The 16808-nt window shown below is 60.2% G+C and carries 14 protein-coding genes and 2 pseudogenes; 8 read left to right on the top strand and 8 right to left on the bottom strand.

Features of this window, described 5'->3' with window-relative positions:
- Positions 1 to 3: 3 nt before the first annotated feature.
- Together M0D64_RS20810 and M0D64_RS20805 are read right to left on the bottom strand one after the other, a co-directional pair.
- A complete protein-coding gene (locus M0D64_RS20810) occupies positions 4 to 1578 on the bottom strand; it encodes an AMP-binding protein (RefSeq protein ID WP_266259033.1) in 1575 nt (524 codons plus the stop codon).
- Positions 1579 to 1648: 70 nt separating this feature from the next.
- Entirely contained in the window at positions 1649 to 2317 is a 669-nt protein-coding gene (locus tag M0D64_RS20805; RefSeq protein WP_266259032.1) for a sensor histidine kinase, read from the bottom strand.
- An 869-nt stretch (positions 2318 to 3186) separates the two neighbouring features.
- Here M0D64_RS20805 and M0D64_RS20800 point away from each other — a divergent pair.
- From M0D64_RS20800 to M0D64_RS20775, 6 genes and pseudogenes are all read left to right on the top strand, one after another.
- On the top strand, positions 3187 to 3483 hold the full coding sequence (locus tag M0D64_RS20800; protein ID WP_266259031.1) for a TM2 domain-containing protein: 297 nt from the start codon (positions 3187 to 3189) through the stop codon (positions 3481 to 3483).
- Between the two features lie 173 nt (positions 3484 to 3656).
- Positions 3657 to 3949 (top strand): annotated as a pseudogene (locus tag M0D64_RS20795) (capsid portal protein); the annotation flags it as partial.
- A gap of 643 nt (positions 3950 to 4592) precedes the next feature.
- Positions 4593 to 5075, top strand: coding sequence for a transposase (locus M0D64_RS20790; protein WP_266259030.1), 483 nt, complete (start codon positions 4593 to 4595; stop codon positions 5073 to 5075).
- Positions 5076 to 5102: 27 nt separating this feature from the next.
- Positions 5103 to 5384 (top strand): hypothetical protein, encoded by a 282-nt coding sequence (locus M0D64_RS20785; RefSeq protein ID WP_266259028.1) that lies wholly within the window; start codon positions 5103 to 5105, stop codon positions 5382 to 5384.
- Between the two features lie 358 nt (positions 5385 to 5742).
- Positions 5743 to 6357 carry a HupE/UreJ family protein gene (locus M0D64_RS20780; protein ID WP_266259027.1) on the top strand — a complete coding sequence of 205 codons (615 nt, stop codon included), beginning with the start codon at positions 5743 to 5745 and terminating at the stop codon, positions 6355 to 6357.
- Between the two features lie 3 nt (positions 6358 to 6360).
- Positions 6361 to 6987 carry a HupE/UreJ family protein gene (locus M0D64_RS20775; RefSeq protein WP_266259026.1) on the top strand — a complete coding sequence of 209 codons (627 nt, stop codon included), beginning with the start codon at positions 6361 to 6363 and terminating at the stop codon, positions 6985 to 6987.
- Between the two features lie 26 nt (positions 6988 to 7013).
- Here M0D64_RS20775 and M0D64_RS20770 read toward each other — a convergent pair whose 3' ends face one another.
- From M0D64_RS20770 to M0D64_RS20750, 5 genes and pseudogenes are all read right to left on the bottom strand, one after another.
- On the bottom strand, positions 7014 to 8090 hold the full coding sequence (locus M0D64_RS20770; protein ID WP_266259025.1) for a HupE/UreJ family protein: 1077 nt from the start codon (positions 8088 to 8090) through the stop codon (positions 7014 to 7016).
- 53 nt (positions 8091 to 8143) lie between these two features.
- Positions 8144 to 9274 carry a tetratricopeptide repeat protein gene (locus tag M0D64_RS20765; protein ID WP_266259024.1) on the bottom strand — a complete coding sequence of 377 codons (1131 nt, stop codon included), beginning with the start codon at positions 9272 to 9274 and terminating at the stop codon, positions 8144 to 8146.
- A gap of 267 nt (positions 9275 to 9541) precedes the next feature.
- A complete protein-coding gene (locus M0D64_RS20760; RefSeq protein WP_266259023.1) occupies positions 9542 to 11032 on the bottom strand; it encodes a DUF4331 domain-containing protein in 1491 nt (496 codons plus the stop codon).
- A 204-nt stretch (positions 11033 to 11236) separates the two neighbouring features.
- A pseudogene (locus M0D64_RS20755) lies at positions 11237 to 11462 on the bottom strand (IS5/IS1182 family transposase); the annotation flags it as partial.
- Between the two features lie 335 nt (positions 11463 to 11797).
- Positions 11798 to 11959, bottom strand: coding sequence for a hypothetical protein (locus M0D64_RS20750; protein WP_266259131.1), 162 nt, complete (start codon positions 11957 to 11959; stop codon positions 11798 to 11800).
- Positions 11960 to 12659: 700 nt separating this feature from the next.
- Between M0D64_RS20750 and M0D64_RS20745 the strand changes: the two genes are divergently transcribed.
- A complete protein-coding gene (locus M0D64_RS20745) occupies positions 12660 to 13613 on the top strand; it encodes a zinc ribbon domain-containing protein (RefSeq protein WP_266259022.1) in 954 nt (317 codons plus the stop codon).
- Positions 13614 to 14046: 433 nt separating this feature from the next.
- Here the strand turns inward: M0D64_RS20745 and M0D64_RS20740 are convergent, their stop codons facing one another.
- Positions 14047 to 15264 carry a site-specific integrase gene (locus tag M0D64_RS20740; RefSeq protein ID WP_266259021.1) on the bottom strand — a complete coding sequence of 406 codons (1218 nt, stop codon included), beginning with the start codon at positions 15262 to 15264 and terminating at the stop codon, positions 14047 to 14049.
- A gap of 743 nt (positions 15265 to 16007) precedes the next feature.
- On the opposite strand from M0D64_RS20740, the gene M0D64_RS20735 reads away from it, so the two are divergent.
- Entirely contained in the window at positions 16008 to 16625 is a 618-nt protein-coding gene (locus M0D64_RS20735) for a reverse transcriptase domain-containing protein (protein WP_266259020.1), read from the top strand.
- Positions 16626 to 16808: the final 183 nt, after the last annotated feature.

Below are 16808 nucleotides of genomic sequence, written 5' to 3'. Positions count from 1 at the left end.
CGGTCAACTCCCGTTGACCTGCCTGCGCAGGTCGGGCTTTCGAACCTTTCCGGAGGCTGTGCGCGGTAACTCTGCAACGATATAAAGACTTTCCGGAGTCTTCTGACGTGCTACGCCAGCCTCGGAGAAATGCTTTTGTACAGAGGCGAGGTCAAGAAACGCGCCTTGTTGAAGCACAACCACAGCGCACACTTTTTCGCCGTACCGTGAGTCGTTTTGGCCGACGACGGCTACGTCCCGTATCGCCGGATGCGTGGCAAGTACACGCTCGACCTCTTGCGATGAGATGTTCTCGCCACTGCGAATCACAATGTCTTTCTTGCGATCGGTGATCGTGAGGCAGTTTGCCGAATCGAGCTTGCCGATGTCGCCCGTGCGAAACCAGCCATCGGCGGTTAACGCATTTGCGTTGAGCGTCGGGTCGGTGTAGCCGACGAACAGCTCGGGACCCTTGGTCAGGATCTCCCCCTGACTACCGAGCGGTAACGCTCGATCCATCTCGTCCACGATGCGCACCAGGCTGCCAGGTTGAACGCGCCCATCCGTGCAAGCGCGCTCCTCGAAGGAGCTATCGCGCCAGCCGATGCTGACCGTCGAGTGTTCCGTTAGCCCATAAGCGCGAGTGCCCGCGAAGCCGGCGCGGTCCGCCAGTTCGATATGTTCGGGGGTGACGCCGGTTCCTCCCAGACCGTAGGCCGCGAGAGACGAGAGATCGCGTCCTTCGAGCCGGGCCGCCTCCAGCAGACCTTGCAGATGGAAGGGCGTGCCACCGGAGAGGCGAACCCGGTAGCGCTCGATCAGCTCGGCTGCGAGCGATGCATTCCAGCGGTCCGTGAACACCATCTCCGTAGCGGTCACGAAGGGGCGCAGCAGAAAATTGAAACCGGCGATGTGACCGGCAGGGAAGGGGGTGAAATAGGGCCCGGAGCCGTCGATGAAGGGGATGGACCATTCGGCGCCGACGGTCTGGTGCGTGTGTTGCACGCCCTTTGGCGCCGCCGTGGTGCCCGACGTATAGAGCAGCAAGCAGACATCCTGTGGCTGTGGAGGCGGCGAATATAGGTCGATCGCCGATGCTTGCGAAAGCGCTTCAACGGCCGCGAGCGTGATGCCGTTGCGTGGCGTCCGATTGCCAACGACGATGACGCGTTCCAGATCGGGCAGGCTGCCAAGTGCATCGACGCGTTCCAGGAAATCGATCCCGCGCCAACGCTCGGGCACGCACAGAAATCGGGCCCGCGAATCCCGCAAGATGAAACCGACTTCGGCAGGCCCGTAGATATGTACGATCGGCACCAGTACCGCGCCGACTTCCAGCGCCGCCAGGTAGAGTACAGCGGTCTCCCGTTGCGTCGGCAATTGCATGGCGATAGCGTCGCCGGCTCGCAGACCGAGAGCGCGCAACCCGTTGGCGATGCGCGTCGCCGCGCTCAGCAGTTCTAGCGTGGTGACGCTCGCGACGCCTTCTTCGCTATGAAAGTGCAGCCGTGTCTCAGGATGAGCCTGCACAGCTCTCGCCAGCAGCACATTCAGCGGGACCTCAGGTTTCCAGTCGGTGCGACTGGCGGCGTTGTTCATGTCGACGACTCCAGTAAATCCCGCAAAACATCGACCCTGACGTCACGTTTGCCATGACCAGGGCCCGGACCTAAGGCGGATTAGGTAAGGTTAGCATCTCTGATCGACTGGACACGTGTACCTTGATTACGGTGCCGTTGCCAGGCGAGCTGGTGACGTCAAGCTCGCCACCCAGCATCAATACACGTTCCTTCATGCCCGCTAACCCAAAGGACTTCTTGCGGATCACCACGGGATCAAATCCGCGACCGTCATCGCGCACTTCCAGCAGACACTCGTCCCCCTTTTGCTCCAGCGTAATGAATACCTGTTGTGCGTCGGCATGTCGCGTGACATTGGTGAGTGCCTCCTGGACGATCCGGAACATCGCAACGGCCCGCTCTTCGGCCAGATCCGGAATTTCTTTCGGCACGCTCAGACGGCAGGTCGTCTGACCCTGCTGCGAAAATTCGGCAGCCAGCCACTCGAGCGCCGCGGCGATACCCGCGTCGAGCACCGCGGGACGCAGCGAGGTCACGACGTTGCGTAGCACCTGCATTGTCTTGTCGGACAGGAGCAATATCTTCTGAACCTGCTCGCCGAGGTCCGGATTGTCCTGGCCGAATCGCACGCGCAGGGTGGAGACACCCATGCGAAGGGCGGTCAGGTGCTGACCGAGTTCGTCGTGCATCTCGCGGGCAATACGCTTGCGCTCTTCTTCGCGCGCCGTTTCGCGGCGCGAAGTGAGTTCGCGCAACAACTCGTAAGACTCATGCAAGCGCTGCTCGGCTTCCTTGCGCTCGGAGATATCGCGCCAGATAGTCAATACGCTCTGGACTACGCCCTTTGCGTCGTACTCGGGCCGAAGGCATGGGCAATAGAAACGGCGAGGCGAAACTCCCGCTCGATATGGTGGCTCATATGGCGTTGACGGCGTACTACGTCAACTGGACCAGCAGACCGGCGTGTCCTGACTTCGCGTATGGGCGCGCCGCAGCGACCCGCCGTGGGGACGTAAAGTTCAGTTTTGTGACAATCCGGACCGCTAAGAAAGCCTGCATTGGCGCAAATACTCGTGTGACGACACCCCACAGATCCTTCGACGTGCGGCGGGCTCCGCATAAGCGGCACCACAGCGCTACTACATTCTGCAAGAACGGGACTACAAGAAAAGACTGCGCGCGCGAGACGAACGAGGAAATCGTTTCGTTATCGATGATCGCCGTTCAAACCTGAATCACTTCGACACCGCATCTGCGTGCCCCAAAACCTTTCAAGGCCGTTGGCCAATGGCGACAGCGGCTTGAAGGTGATGGCATGCTTAGTGCACGTGTGCTCTGCGCGGCGACTCAGTGAAGACGGAATCAGCGGACAAGCAATAGCCGCATAGCAAATCGCTCCTTGATAGCGAAGAGACGGCCTATCCAAGAGGCCGGCACAACAAAAACGGCGAAATCTATGGAATCGAAATGGGTGGTGCAGGGACTGCTGTCCCCTGTGGTTGCGCTTCGATCGTTGACGACTCAACGCAGTCGGTCCTCGCATGGCCCGCAGTAGAACACAGCCCGCGTCGCACTCCGACGTGATTGCCCCCTCGTTCCCCCCCAAAACCTTTCGGAAATTCTGAAAATGAACGACTCGACACGCAGCATGATGATGTACGACGCTCAGAAAAAGAGTGGCGTGGTGGCCTTTCTGCTTTGGCTCTTTCTCGGTAGCCTTGGCGCGCACCGGTTTTATCTCGGCTTCACCGGCACTGCTGTCCTTCAACTGCTGCTGTTTATCTTCGGTTGGACCACGGCGTTCGCCTACATCGGCGTGTTCCTGTTGCTGGCGCTATACGTGTGGCTCTTGATAGACGTGTTCTGCATCTCCGGAGGCGTGCGAGAACACAACACGATGCTGGCGCAACGGCTTTCAGAGTGAAGTCGCGTGGAATGGCAATCAGGGGGTAAGCCATCATGCGTTGGCCCGGGTACTAAAGATGCGCAGCTAAGGTAGTGCGTGCAAAGAGCCCCAAGCCAGCTCGATCGAAGAATTCAAAGTTCTCCGGCCCGAAGCACGAGTACGAAGCGGCATAGCTTACGCGCCTCGACGTCGACGGAATGCAGTTCATTCACGTTTCCGAGGTCGCGGCGAAGGACGAGTTTTTCAACATCGAGAATGTGACGCGCGACGACTTGCTCGCGGCGCATCGTATCCCTCCGCAGCTTATGGGGATCGTCGCGAGCAATACCGGCGGTTTCGGGGCGGACGGCACGGCCGCCGAGGTGTTCGCGTGGAATGAAATCGGCCGTTGCACCGTCGATTTGCACAGATCAAAGAGTGGATCGGTGACGAGGTTGTGCGCTTCAATCCGTATTCGATCAAGACGACGAAGGCCGCGGTGTAAGCGACCCGGGGAGTCCTTGATATGAAAAGGCTACCTCCCTCAAATCAGCCAATCGATGTTGTGCCGAACACCAAACGGGAGCGTGACGCGCCGGAATCGTTAGCGTGGCTGCTCATGGCTCGGCACCACACAAGCGTCGATCTTTTGATGCCCGTTGCACATAAATTCAGACAGTTCCGTTCTGGAGCGTGCCCATGACAGCCTTGAGCCGCCGCTTTTCGTCGATTTGGAGGATCTCCCTCCCGCGCTCGACTTTTTCGGGAGACATCTCTTTTTTGGCAAGCGCACCGAATGATGAACCGATACGGTTGGCAGGTTCAGGCCGCTACGGCCTATGGCCAACCCTTAGCGTACGATTTTTTCCGAATTCTGTGACGACCCCATACTGCTTCACCGGCGCGGTCGACGCCACAGGGTAGTGAGTGATCTGCTCCGGGTGCCCTTCTATGAGCAGTAGGTTGTCAAGATCTTTTTCAAAATGCCTTGCGTGCAACTGGTTGCGGGTTTTCTGAGGCGGCTAAATTTGTCTGCGAGCCGCATCAGGACTGGATCTGGTGATCTGCGCTGCCAGATCGGTTAAAGTCCGGATTTGTGGATGTGACGGATGGCTGGAAGTCAATGCGGGCAAGCGATTCCAACGAAATTGAGCGTTGAGCAGTTCGAGCAATTTGTCTTGCCGCATCTGAGCACGGGTCGGCGCGGACCGGCACCGACGCTGGGGTTGCACAAGATCTTCAACTACATCCTTCAGCTGCTGTACATGGGTTGTCAGTGGAAGGCGTTGCCGATCGAAAAGAATGACGAAGGTCGTCCTGAAATCCACTACACGCGCATCTATCGGGCGTTGCGGCGGTGGCAGGCCGATGGCTGCATCGACAGGATTTTTGCCGGCTCGGTGCACAGGCTTCATCAGGACCAGCTCCTTGACCTCACAGCCATTCACGGCGACGGCACGACCACTGCCGCGAAGAAGGGCGGCGACAACCTGGGGTACTGCGGACACAAGCACCTGAAAGGCGACAAGGTGGTCGCCTTCTGCGATCGCCGCTGCAACGTGATCGCGCCATTCGTTTCTGCCCCGGGCAACCGCAACGAATCGCGGCTGCTGCGTGACGCGCTGCCCTGACTGAACCACATCGCCCGCGCCATTGGCATGGACCTGCAAGGCTCAACGGTCAGCCTGGACGGCGTCTACGACTGCCGGGCCAACCGCAGGGCGATTTTCAACCGGGACATGATTCCCAACATTCCCGAAAACACGCGTGGACGTAAAGCGCCGAAGCGGGGCCGCAAACTGCTCTTCGATCCAGCCATTTTCGAGGAGCGCTTCAGGACCATCGAGCGGGTCTTCGCCTGGGAGGACAAGTTCCGGCGCCTGCTGCTTCGCTTCGAGCGTCTGAGCCCGGTCCACTATGCATTCAAGACCCTCGCTTAACTAGGGGTGCCCAATGGCGCCAGGCTGCCCCGTTACTTCGTCCGTCTTTATAGGTCCGCCAGATCGTCACCCCGAACGATATCGTCGGCATGTGGTGCCGGCGAGCAGCGTTGTGTCTGTTCGGCATTGAATTCCGGCAGGATCTGGCAAGCGGGAAGTTTGCCTCACAACCTTCCCGGATTCCGATCCACGCACCAACGCCGTTGGCGACTCGCAGCAGGCGGCCTATAGTGTTGGGGAACGGCGGATAGTCCACGGGTGACGCCCCAGCAGATGACTTGACGAAGCCGGGAAAAGCCAGGTCCGATGCGTGCCCAGTCCGGTGTCAGTCGGGTGCAGACACCTCGAAAGGATCATCATGACTTTCGGAATGCGACGCGCGGTCCGCGCGGGAATTGTATTCGGGTATGGGTGTCTTTTTCCGGTCATCGTGTTCGCGCATACCGGTCAAGGCGACGTCTCTGGCGGCCTGCTCGCCGGATTCATGCATCCGATTTCCGGTCTGGATCATGTCGTCGCGATGGTTGCAGTCGGACTGTGGGGTGCCCAGCTGGGGAGACCGGCGATCTGGGTGTTGCCGGTCACGTTCCCGATCGTCATGGCCTTCGGCGCTGTTCTCGGCGGCCTGGGCGTCCCGATTCCGGGGATCGAAGTCGGCATTGCGCTATCGGCACTGGCGCTCGGTGCGGCAGTGGCACTTGCTTTGACGCCGCCGCTCTGGATTGCGGGTCTGCTGGTTGCCGTGTTTGCCATCTGCCACGGACACGCACACGGTGCGGAACTTCCCGGGTCCGCGAACGCAATGACCTACGCGATTGGCTTCGTCGCGGCCACCGGCACACTTCATGCACTCGGCATCCTGACCGGCACAGTCAATCGCTGGAAGGCGGGCGGCTACGCACTGCGGGCAGGCGGAGCCCTCATCTCCGGCTGCGGTGTCTATTTCCTCACGTATGCAATTCGGGGAGCGTGACGCATGCGCGCATTGCACCGGATGGTCCGGCAAGCTGCTGCCGGTCTGAGTGCGCTGATGTTGCTTGCATCAGCCGAAGCACACTCGGTGTACCAGGGCGCGGGCGACTTTTACGCCGGGATGCTGCATCCGTTGACGTCGCCGGAACATGTATTGCCCATGCTGGTGCTCGGCGCGCTGGCAGGGCAGAACGGCCTGAAACGGTGTGAATTCGTGCTTTGGGCGTTTCCGGCCGCCATGGCGGCCGGCGCGTGCACTGCCCTTTCAGTTCCGGATCTGCGTGGTGTTCTCCTGCTCAACGTTGTCTCAGCCGTTTTGCTGGGTTCCCTCCTTGCGGCTGCCTTGACGTTGCCGTCATGGCTGATCCTGATTCTATCGGTCGGGTTCGGCCTGACCCACGGGTACGCAAACGGATCAGCCATCATCGGTCAAATCCGCCCAGGCGTTTTCATAGCGGGCATGGTGGTCGCGAGCTTCATCCTGATCGCCTACGCGGTTGCGGCGACCTCGTTCCTGCTGCAGCTACGGCCCGCCTGGATCGCCATCGCCGTTCGCGTCGCGGGCAGCTGGGCCGCAGCAATCGGGCTCCTCGTTCTCAGTCTCACTCAACGTGCGTTGCTTCTCTCATAGGTCATCTCCATAGCCGTCAATTGCATCTAAAGTGCAAGCACTGTAAGCCCGGTCGTTCGTTCATAAATCCACAGGGTCGCGAAAACCGAGATGGCTGCGGATCCGCCGTACAGGGTAGCCAGGCGAAACCAACGACTTGACCGATAGATGTAAAGAATGGGCAACAGCAGCAGGACCAGCGAGATCTGCCCCAATTCCACACCGATATTGAACCCGGCAAGGGCAGCCGCAAGCAGGGATGTCGGGAGGGCCATATCGGTCAGCACGCTTGCGAAGCCGAAGCCGTGGATCAAGCCAAAAGAAAACGCGACAAGCCAACGGCGCCTGCGCACCAGCGGAACAATGTTGTTGAGCGCAGAAAGCAGGATCGTCACGGCGATAGCCACTTCCACCCACCGCGACGGCAACGCCATAACGTGCAGCGTGGCAAGAGACAACGTGATTGCGTGTGCCGCCGTGAACGCAGTGACGAGCTTCAATACATCGATCGACACGGCACCCGGGGAGTCGGCAGGAAACCACTTTTTCCCGTGCAACACGCAAGCTGCCGGCAACATCAGTGACAGGAGAAACAAGGCGTGGTCGAAGCCGCGCCAGATGTGCCACATGCCCTCCCCAACGAAATCGATGAAGGCGCGCCTGACTGCCTTCCCGCGTATGTCCAGGATCTCGGTCGGACGACTGAGCCCAAGAATAGCCGTCGTTGTAGCGCCGTTGCTCACGACGTGTACGAGTCCTTTGTGCAGCGTGTCGACGTCGGCAAACAAGCGGTAGTCGATGCCAAGCCGGATCGGTCGAGTTGGACAGGCCACGTCGAATTCGAGCACCGCGTACGCGCCGTCGCTGTGGTGGTCGATCAGCAGGTCGCCTGGATGAATCGCGCACGCTCGCCCGTCACCCGTAAGCTTGATCCGCGTGAAGGCATACGACTTGATGTCCGCTTCGCGGACGCGGACCTCGCCCCACGTCAGCACGCCGTCCCCGTCCGCATCGAGGATAAGCGGATTGTCCAGGTCCCGAAGTGCGATATCCCATCGGCCCGCAATCGTTTTGTCGCTGACCGTAAGCGTCAGATAACTGTCGCTCGGCTTGTGCGCCTGCACCGCGGCAGCCCAGCACAACATGAAGAGAGCAACCCACCCGGACGCTCGCGGTTTCATGCAGACGGCTCGCCGCGCATCGCCTGCATCGCGAACCCGGTCGCAAAACCAAGGCTTGCCAGCCGCGCCTCGAGTGACGTCAAGACCGGATGGCGCAATCGCGCGGTCTTCAGCCACGTCATCGCGGGAGCGGCGCGGGCAGGCTGCCGGGCGGCGATCGCCGCCTCCATCAGGATCCGGCAATCTGCGACCTCCTTTTGCACCTGCCAGTCAGCCTCGGCCAGGCTGAGCGCTTTCTCCGGGTCGTTAAGGAGTTTCAGGTTGAAAATGGCTTCCTCGCGCAGATGCACGCGATCACCCCGCTCGGCGGATGCCGCAAACCGGCTTCGCAAGTCTTCGACATGAGGCGCCAGATCAGCATTCAGCCCCGCCTGTTTCTCTGCCAGCGCCAGGCGAAGGAGCAGGTTGTCGTTTCGGATGTCGGCCGCGAGCAGGGCGAGGACCTCCCTGGGCCGGTTCCGGTCGAGCAGGAAGTCAGCCCAGGCTGCTTTAAGGTATGCGTCGCGCGGATTGGCGACCAGCGCCTTGCGGAAAAATTGTTCGGCGGCTTCCTGCTTGTCCATCCAGACCGCCGTTTCGGCTTGACTGACCATCAGCCAGGCGTAGAGCGAATCGGTCGGCGGTATCTGCGTGGCAAGATGTTGCAAAAGGAGATAAGCCTGCTCGGGCCTGCCGCTGACCGCTGCCACATTGGCGAGGCATATCCCCGCGACGGCGGTATTCATCAGGATGAGCCGACCGCAACTCTGCCGGGCCTCCAGGTAGCGACCTTGCACTTGCAGGATATTCGCACGGATCAGCCACGCATCCACGTTGTCCGGCTGGGCGTGAATTGCGTGATCGAGATCGTCGAGCGCGCTCGCAAAGAAATGGTTGCTTTGCCGGACGCTCGCACGCAACACCAATGCGCGCGGCGGTGGGTTTTGCTGCCGGAGCCACGGTTCGATTGCGGCTTCGGCCTGGCCCAGGTCGCGCGGGTCCTGATCGCGTCGAAAACGCTCCAGGTGGCGCTTCGCGAGCTCAGCCGCCAGGTCGAAGTTCTGACCGTCCGCAGCCAGGGCTGCGTGCATGCTCGCAATGGCCGAGTTAAGTGCGTCGTGCGCACGGGGCGGGAGCTTTTCCAGCACCTGTGAGTCCTGTTGCGGCCGCACGGGAGCCGCGTTCACCAACGCGCCTGCCAGTCCAACGAAGAGGCACGATACGCAAAGGATGCGGCGCACATTCGTTTCCCTTTTAACGACACGCGTCCGGTTCGAACGATAGGCCCGTGGCACCTTGAGGGCGGTCGATCTTGTTAGCGCCATGGCCGCCTCGGTCTGCCATGCGGCGACAGGGTGAACCCCGCGCCGCATCATGGTCTGCTGCGACCCATTCAGGTTGCGCTTGCCCGGTTATCAATTCATCGCACCCGGGATCGGCGTGGTCAGATAGGGAAAGGAATTGTCAAATACGCTGTCGTCGATGGCTGCGCCGTCTGTCAGCGCAGCCGCTCCGGCCGGAGCGTCGGACGGCGAGCAGCCGAAGATTCCAGGCTTGTTGAATGTACACAGCACTCCTATCACCACCCTGAGTGATGCCGTGACGACATCGTCCCCTGGTCGCCGTCCGTTTGGAAAGCCCGCGTTGTCGCCGGCGAGGACCCCCAGATTCTTCTGACTGCCCTTGGGTGTGGGCGGAATAGACGTGTTCAGACGCAACATTTCGGATGGTGTAACCGTTCTCAGCTGATTGAGTCCCTGAAATCCTGTGAGGAATGTGAAAACCAGATCGAGGCGCGGGAAGTTGGTAGGCGCTTTGGCCCCCGGGAAAAGACTCTCGATCAACGCAGGAAGCGTGGGATTTGTCACATAGTCCGCAAACTGCCCATCGTTCGCGGGCTTCGAATTGTTGAATTTGTCCTTGTCCTTCAAGCCGATCACGAGTTCGTTGACCAGTGGCATCCCGAGCCGGGAAACTTGCGTCCACCCCCTCTCTGATATACCTGCCGCGTCGTCATCGCTCAGCCTCTCCTTGCGAATGCTTGACGTCGTCCAGCCACCAATAACCGGGCCGCCGCGCCCGCCAATCAGACATTGGGCCGGAACCTCGAGCGCGATCGAGGTGATGTTCTTGTCGGACAGATCGTTCGCGTTACCGTTTCGGGGACCCAGCGGATTAAGGTTGAGCAAGTCGAACGTCTTGCCTAGCGCCACCGCAAACGACTCCTTTCTCTGGCCTACAAAAACGCGCCCTGGAGCACCGCACCCGGGAATGTTGATCGTGTACACATATTGCTGCGCGTAGCTGGCATAACCACTTACGCTGCCAAACGTCTTGGTCCCTATGAAGTCCGTTGGTTTGGTGAACGTCGTGATGCCGCCCGGACCCGTGACCACTTCCTCAGAATCTTCGTGATAGGCACCACGCAATACCTTGAGCGTGTACGTTTCGTTAACGTTCAGCTTCGATGAATCGCCCGCTGACACCGGGCCCGCCTGAACGAGCGGAATCGCCACCTGCTTGCCGCCGACGTTCAGTGCGACGTTGCCGACTGTATTCTTGAAACGAAACTGAAACGTCAGGTGCGCTCTGCCGTCGCCCACGTTGTCGATGTGAATTTCGTACAGCGCCTTGGGGTCGAGGGCGAAGTAATTCGGGCCGCCGTAGGCGTCTTCCAAAGGCGAGTAGTTCGCGATCAGCGTCACGTAGCCGTGTCGGTTCGGCTCATAGCTGTTGAACATGTAGAAGTCGGTGCCATCCACCTTCGGCATCGTTGCAATCAGCGGCGCCTCGCGATGGCTCGACGCGTAAGCAACGCTCGCGGCGGCACACAATAGAATTCCGGCGGCGAGTACCTGCTTCGATGCGAGGTAGACCGGCCGCAGATTAAATCCTGAAGTAAGCATGGCAACTCCTAAAAGATACGACGCCGGAACGGCGGTTCGTCACAGGAAGGAGGACACTGTCTCACTATAGGCAAGATTCGTTGCTGCGATATGGATTTCCCGCAGGCACGTAGCGGGATGGTGCCGCGTGGCATGTGCATGTCGGCGGCTGATCGCGTCGCTCTCGCGGCATCGCGCCCAGTATTCGCGACGTCAGCTTGCTGGTCACACTATCGTCAGCACGAAGTGCTGATCGACGCACCTCATCTCTCGATATATGGTCTGGCAAATCCGGTGAACGGTGATGCTCCAGCAGAAATGTTCTTCGATGCGTGTCCAGAGGACCTGGCTCACATGGCAGTTCGCGTGCCGCGAAGTGCGGCCATCGTTTGCACTGCCTGCCACCCCGGCACTCATCGCTGCGTGCTACGTGCGGCGTCACGCCGCGGCTGCTTGCGACCGAGGTTCCGGGACGCACCCAAGGAACCCAAGGCGACTTCCGGGCACGTCCCAGTGCAGGTTGTGCAGTTCGCAACGAACGTGCGCGACGATCGCTACATTTTCACGTCGACGCGTCCGTAGACGCCGTCCGCTTCGTCATTAGGTCCTGTGGCAAAGACCCCGAAACAAGCTTGCCTTGGTTACCTGCCTTCCATCACTTTCACTCAGCGCTTCCATTTGAACCAACTCGCTCCTTAACCCATTCGCGTTCACCGTCTCCGAACGACCTCACGCCATCGGGGATAAGTGAAAGGTGGTGTATCGAGTACTCCTGACGAAAGACGGTCAGGGCGTGACGACCAAAGACGTATGCAGGCCCATCGAGTAATGGCCAGGTCTGTTGCAGATCAGTACGTAGCGGCCGGGTGCCAATTTGAGCGTCATACGCTTGCCCTTACCGGGCGCCATGTCCTCCACCCTGTGATAAAGCGGTTTTGCATTCTTCATCGCGCGATCTTACGCGACTATCCCAACAACGTGACAACGCCGGCTCAGCTAGCGCGCTAGAGAGAAACGGTGAAAGGTCACGGCGGCGACTGCGTGTCGGCGGATATTATCACGTTGTCGATGATCGAACGAGCGAAGACGTATAACATAAGTAGTCCAGATTTATTCGGCGAGGCGATCCAGCATTGAGTGGCCGGTCACGCTTTCTCACGCTTCAAAAGCATGCGTGCGCGCCTGCCGCTTCTCTTGCGTGTTCGCGTTGGCCAACAACGTGACAATACCGTTTGTCGATGCGCTTCCGGCGGCAATTGACATGTTTAATTCGCGCACGGGAATCCATTGCCCAGAAAGCCTGCACGTCATTCAAGGTTCGACGTCCCATCGAGTTGACAACTTTAATGGCGCAAAGTTGACAGCTTTAATGCCTTCTACGGTTCAGGTTCCATCAGTCGCAGATCGCTAGTGCAAATCGTCATATAAATAGGAATGCGAAGCAAATCGAGCGCGCAAATCTGCCGATGGCGGGTTGACGCTGGTCCGTCGCTGACCTATATTGGCCGGGTAGTTCGATTCGGTCCTGTCGTCATGGCAATAAATGCTTACTCACGTCGAACCGAGCGGGTACTTGTACCTGTCCTTTCGACCCCATCGTCCACGCCCGAAGTACCGTTCGCGTTTTCGTATGACGGAAGGTTCAACAATGGGCGATGAAACCACACGTGACCCGATTTTTCCGGCAACCTGCGTGCGCTGCGGCGGCAGGGTTTCGGAGGCGGTTTCTTTCTGTCCGCATTGTGGCGCGCATGCGTGGCTTGCGTTCGGCGATCGTGCGTGGACGAAGAAGCCCGATGCAGCTACGGCGAGCGCAGCGCACGCGCGCGCGCATGTTCCGCATGACAAGCTGCTGTGGCCGTCGCAGTCGAGACCCGTGTTCGCGTCGGCCGATGTCCATTCATATGGCCACACGCGCCCGCATTCGCCTGGCGGTGCCCGCCATTGGCGATTGAAAGCGAGCGTAGCGCTGGCGTTGCTGGCATGCGTCGCCCTTTATGGCGGAACGGTGCTGTTGCACCGGGATGACTCCGCCACGCGTGAACAGCAGACGACGTCGAGCACGGTGGAAGGCAGCGTAACGACAGATGGCGTGAGCCAGGCTAACCAGGGTTCCACGCCGCCGCAGGTGCCGACGATGGGCCAGGGCTCCGGGGCGGCACAAGGCTCGATCACGCCGCAAAGTCCGACGGCGGGGCAAGACCCGGCGACGGCCGCGGCTGTCGCGGCAGCGGCGATCGCGGCAGCGGCGATCGCTTCTTCGGCGGCGCCCGCTGCAGCTGCTTCCTCGGTGGCGTCCGCGCAACCCGTTGCGCCTGCGATCCCGGATCGCGAGACACATTCGCAGGACGAAAAAGCCTCGTCACCGAGCTCGACAGCGAGCAACAAGGGGTATGGCGACAGGAATCACAGGCTGATGTCGCTCGCGCTTGCGCGAGCGCACAGCGGTCTCGAGAAAAATGATCTGGCTATGGCCCGATCAGGGGTCTATTGGGCGCTTTCGTTGCAGCCGGACAATCGCGAGGCACTCATGCTGAAGCAGGATTTGCTCTCGCGGCAAAAGGCGCGTGATGCGGGGTTGCACGCGGCTCGCACCCGATAGCCTTCATCGCGACGATGTAATTCGTGATCGGGAGCGTGGCACGTTCGCGGGGATGATGAACGCCACTCGCGTGGGCGCCGCTTACCATCGCGATGTGCCTATCGATAACTCATCCATTCGACATGCTAACCAATATCCGTGGAGGCGACCCGAAAACGCCCGGGTCGCCTCCGGAACGCGATCGGGCGGACCGACCACGACTTGAACGAGCCGACATGGCCCCACGCGTTCGAGCAGCGCTAGCAACTCGGCGCGTAATGCCGGATAGCCTGGCAGCCGCGCCACGATCCCAACGGAAAATTTCTCCTGCGGTGAGCATACGGGGACGTATTTCGATGCGGCGGTCCACTTGCGAAGCGACGTCACTTATTGAGGCCCGTTACTGAGCGCTTTGGCCCCTCGGCAACGCGCTGCACACCGCTCAGCCTGACTTCTAGTACGCGACCTTGAAGGTCGGCGAATCTTCCGGCCGGCTGCGTCCGCGATCGTAGATCCGGGTGGTGGCAATGTTAGCGTGCCCCAGCCATTCCTGCACTTTCGCGATGTCGGCCTCATGGTCGAGCGCATTGGTCGCAGCGGTCGCACGCAGACTGTGCACTCCCAAGCCCTCCACGCTGATCCTGGCCTGCGCCGCATACGCGAGCACGCACTTGTACAAGTCATCGGCCGTAATTGCGTTGCCGGTTTTCCGGATCGGCTGAAGCAGTGCGGCGGCCGGTGTCACGGCGTGGCCAGCCGCTTCGAGATAGGTATGAAGGCGTTCGGCGCTCGCAGGATGGAGCGGCACGTAACGGGTCCTGCCGCCCTTGCCGTGCACGCGCAAATGAAGCACGCCGCGGCGGCCGTAGATGTCGCTGACCTTCAGCAGGCAGAGCTCCTCACGCCTCAACCCGTGATACAGCAGCACGGCCAGCATCGCACGATCACGCTGTCCCTTGAGCGTCGCCGGATCGGGTGCATCGAGCAGCGCACGGACCTGGTGATCACCCAGCGCCGGCGTCCTGCCCACATGGCTGTCGACCTTCGGACGCTTTGCGCCCTTGACCGGATTGAAGTCGACGGCGTTCCTTTCGCAGAGGTACTCGAACAGCGACGACAGCGCGGCGAGCTTGCGCCGGATCGTCGCGCCCGACAGCGCGCGATCCTCGAAGACCTTGCGCCAGGCGAGCACATGCGCGCGGGTGACGATGCGGAATTCGTCCGGTTGCCGGATCCCGGCAAAACCCATGAAGTCCTGCAAGTCGGTCCGGTACGCACGGCCGCCCGCGTATGCCGTCATCAGGATCGCGCGGTGTTTGAGGCTCCTGATTGATTCGAAGAAAGCGGTGACCTCCTCGCGACTCAGGATCACCGGCAGTGTGCGTGGCTGCTTCGACATGACGATGTCGTCGACTGCCCAGTCGCGTTTGAGCGTAACCGTGTAGAGAAAGCGTAGCGCGGCGGTCGCGGTAACCAGGCTGCTGCGCGCCAGTTGCCGGACTTCGACAAGGTGCAGTTGCCATGCGCGGATCTCTTCGGGTCCCAGCATCGCCGGAGAACGGCCGAAGTGCTTCGCGAAGGCGCTGACCTGCTGCAGGTACGCGCGCTGGGTATTGGCCGAGAGATTGCGAACGCGCATATCCTCGACCATCCGCTGACGTAGGGGTGTCATGGCAGGACTCCTTTCGGGATGAGCAGGTGCGGTGAATTGCACTGTCATCGTCTCACCCGGAAAGGAATGCCCGTGGCGCCGGCCAGGACGGGGACGTCGGCCAGCCACCATGCCGCGTCAGCGGTTTAGTGTACGCCCGTGATGGCGTGCCATTTGCAGGGTGCAAGTCCCTGCCGGAGTTGGCCACAGCTCCGTAGCTGAAGGTAACTGCGTCGTCGTGAGGCGGGGTGGGGAGTAACCGGAAGCGAACTGTCGGTCCGTAGGTTAACGAACCTGTTTCGGCGGGGTATGGCGGCGAGCCTGCACTAAAGTGGCGAAGGCTGGAAGTAACACAGCACGCTGTCGTGGCGGACAAAGCGGTGCGGTGGCGTACCACGTGGTTGAGGACGGAACGATGGGACGGTGGCACGAAGCAAGCGGGGAGACCTGCCGGCGAGGTGAACGCTGGCAGGAGTCAGAGTCCCGATAGTACTGCACACGGAAGAGTCGAGCCGTGGAGACCTGCGTCAGAGCAAAAGGCGCACTAGGGAAGCGGGGCAGGAAAGTTGATAGCAAAAGACCGGAAGGAAGCAGAGATGAAGATCGAAGCATCGCCAGTGTCGGAAACGACTAGACGAGATGCAGACGCGCTGGGAAGCTGCGTGCAGCGGAAATTCGCGTCAGCTTCAATCTGGACGGACGCTATGTTGGCTGCTCTACGAAACGGAGTTAAATGAGGTAAGTGGCACAGTCTGATTGACAAGGTGTTTCGCCTGGACACGCTCGCGCTGGGGTGGGCTCAGGTCGAGAAGAACGCCGGGGCGGCGGGAGTGGACCGCATGAGCGTGAAGCGATTCGCGCAAGCGCGGGACCGCTACCTTGCTGAACTGGCGCAAGCATTGCAGGATGGTAGCTATCGCCCGCAGCCGGTGCGGCGCCTCTACATACCAAAAGGTAAAGGACGTCGTCCGCTCGGTATACCCGCTGTAAAGGATCGCGTCGTTCAGGCGGCCCTGAAGCTGGTAATCGAGCCGATCTTTGAGCATGAGTTCGAGCCGAGAAGCTACGGCTTTCGCCCGGGCTTGGGTTGCAAGGATGCGCTGCGCGAAGTGGACCGGCATGTGAAAGCGGGCTACTGCTGGGTGGTCGATGCCGACCTGCAAAGCTATTTTGACTCGATTCCACACTCACATCTTCTTGCGAGAGTGGCAGGGCGAATCTCGGACGGCCGGGTTCTGGAACTCATCCAGTACTTTCTCAAGCAAGACATCATGGAAGACATGACGCGCTGGACGCCGACTTCCGGCAGTCCTCAAGGGGCGGTTGTCAGCCCCTTGTTGGCAAATCTGTACCTTCACGAGCTTGACGTGGAAATGCTGTAGTCCTCCGGATTGACTGGGGGGCCACTCCATCAAATCTTAGGGTGTATTTCTCGCCATTCAATCTGCATTACTAAATTTTACATAAGCAAAGTTATCACACTCGACAGACAGTGTTAGTCCAAAGTTCAGATGTCGCGTTTCCGCTAACACACCGATACCTTTCCTCGCGAACTGACGCCGAAG

Source organism: Paraburkholderia sp. WS6, from assembly GCF_030464835.1.
Classification (GTDB): Bacteria; Pseudomonadota; Gammaproteobacteria; order Burkholderiales; family Burkholderiaceae; genus Paraburkholderia; species Paraburkholderia madseniana.
This window is presented reverse-complemented; position numbering and strand designations above follow the sequence as displayed.